The organism is Streptomyces sp. LS1784 (genome assembly GCF_020103755.1).
In the GTDB taxonomy this organism is placed as follows: Bacteria; Actinomycetota; Actinomycetes; order Streptomycetales; family Streptomycetaceae; genus Kitasatospora.
The window spans coordinates 1-2,102 of sequence record NZ_JAHSQD010000914.1; the positions used below are offsets into that span (position 1 = coordinate 1).

Sequence of the window (2,102 nt, forward strand, 5' to 3'; positions counted from 1 at the left end):
CGGCCACCGCGGCGGCGGTGGACCCGGCCCGGCCGACGGCGGCCCGGATCTCCCCCTCCAGGGCGGCCCGGCCGCGCGGCTCCAGACCCTGCGGGTCTCCCAGCATGGCCACCGCCTCGGGGGCGCGCAGCAGCAGGTCGGGGCCGAGCCGGCCGGCCGACAGCACCCTGGCCAGCTGTTCGGCGGCTGCGCTCTCGTCCCGCAGCAACCGCAGGTACCAGGGGGTGCGGCCGAGCGCGTCGGAGACCTGGCGGAAGTTGAGCAGCCCGGCGTCCGGGTCGGCGGACTCGGCGAACCAGCCGAGCAGCACCGGCAGCAGGGTGCGCTGGATCGCGGCCTTGCGGCTCACCCCGGAGGCGAGCGCGCTGATGTGCCGCAGCGCGGCCGCCGGGTCCGCGTAGCCCAGCGCCTCCAGCCGGGCCCGGGCCGCCTCCGGGGTCAGCCCGGTGGCGCCCGGCGGCAGTTCGGCGACGGCGTCGAGCAACGGCCGGTAGAACAGCTTCTCGTGCAGCCGCCGGACCTCCACCGCGTGCCGCTTCCACTCGCGGTGCAGCGCCGCCACCGGGTCGGCGCGGGTGTCGTCGTTGATCAGCGCCGCCAGCGAGCGGGCCAGCCGGCGCAGGTCCTCGGCCCCGGTGGGCATCAGGTGGGTGCGGCGCAGCCGGTACAGCTGGATGCGGTGCTCCAGCGAGCGCAGGAAGCGGTACGCGGCGTCCAACGAGGCGGCGTCCGCCCGGCCCACGTACCCGCCCCGGGAGAGCGCGGCCAGCGCCTCCAGGGTGTTGCCGCTGCGCAGCGCCGGGTCGGTGCGGCCGTGCACCAGCTGGAGCAGCTGCACGGAGAACTCGACGTCGCGCAGGCCGCCCGGGCCGAGCTTGAGCTGGCGGTCCAGCTCGGTGACGGGGATGGAGTCGACCACCCGGCGGCGCATCTGCTGCACGTCGGCGACGAAGTTCTCCCGGGCGGCGGCCTGCCAGACCATCGGGGCGAGCGCCTCGACGTACGCGGTGCCGAGCTCCGCGTCCCCGGCGACCGGGCGGGCCTTGAGGAGCGCCTGGAACTCCCAGGTCTTGGCCCAGCGCTGGTAGTAGGCGAGGTGGCTCGCCAGGGTGCGCACCAGCGGGCCGTTGCGGCCCTCGGGGCGCAGGTTGGCGTCCACCGGCCAGATGGTGCCCTCGCCGGTGGTGTCCGCGCACAGCCGGGTGAGGGCGGCGGCCAGCCGGGTCGCGGCCTTGAGCGCCTCCAGCTCGTCCACCCCCTCGCGCGGCTCGGCGACGAACACCACGTCCACGTCCGAGACGTAGTTGAGTTCGCGGCCTCCGCACTTGCCCATGCCGATCACCGCGAGCCGACAGGCCTCAGCGGCCTCCGGGTCGTGCTCGGCGGCGAGGTCCAGGGCGGTCTGGAGGGTGGCGCCGGCCAGGTCGGCGAGTTCGGCGGCGGTCTGCGCGAGGTCGGCGGTGCCGGTGAGGTCGCGGGCCGCGATGGCGAGCAGGCAGCGGCGGTAGGCGACGCGCAGCGCGTCCGCCGGACCGCGCTCGCCGGTGCGCACGCCCTCGGTGAGGGCGCGGCGGAAGTCCTCCGGGCCGGGGTGCATGTCGCGCAGTTCGAAGGTGACCAGCACGTGCCAGTCGTGCGGGTGCCGGGCCAGGTGGTCACCGAGCGCGGTGGAGACGCCGAGCACCCCGAGCAGCCGGTCGCGCAGCGGCTTGGAGGTGGTGAGGGTGTCGCGCAGGATGTGCCGGTCGGCCTCGTCGGCGGCCTCCAGCAGCCGGGCCAGGCCGAGCAGCGCGAGGTCGGGGTCGGCGGTGGCGCCGAGCGCGTCCAGCAGCAGGGGGTCGTCGGCCAGGCCCTCCAGCCCGGGGCCCTCCAACAGCCGCACCGCCCGCGCCGGGTCGGTGAACCCGCGCCGGACCAGCCGGTTCTCCGGCCGGCTGACCCGGCTTCCGGCCCGCTGCTCCTCCATCGCCATCGGCCCCTCCATCCGTCCGCCCCAGCAGGTTACGCGCCCCTGGGGCCCGCCGCCGGGCGGCCCACGGGCCGGGCCCGCCCGGTCACCGGTCGGCCGGGCGCAGAGGCCGGGCGACGGCGTGGCGTGTCGG

The 2,102-nt window shown here is 77.1% G+C and carries 1 protein-coding gene; it reads right to left on the bottom strand.

What is annotated here, in order from left to right; translation table 11 throughout:
• Positions 1–1,972, bottom strand: a 1,972-nt coding sequence (locus KS423_RS44180) for a bifunctional [glutamine synthetase] adenylyltransferase/[glutamine synthetase]-adenylyl-L-tyrosine phosphorylase (protein WP_224285319.1), incomplete at its 3' end; no start/stop codon positions are given.
• Positions 1,973–2,102 lie beyond the last annotated feature (130 nt).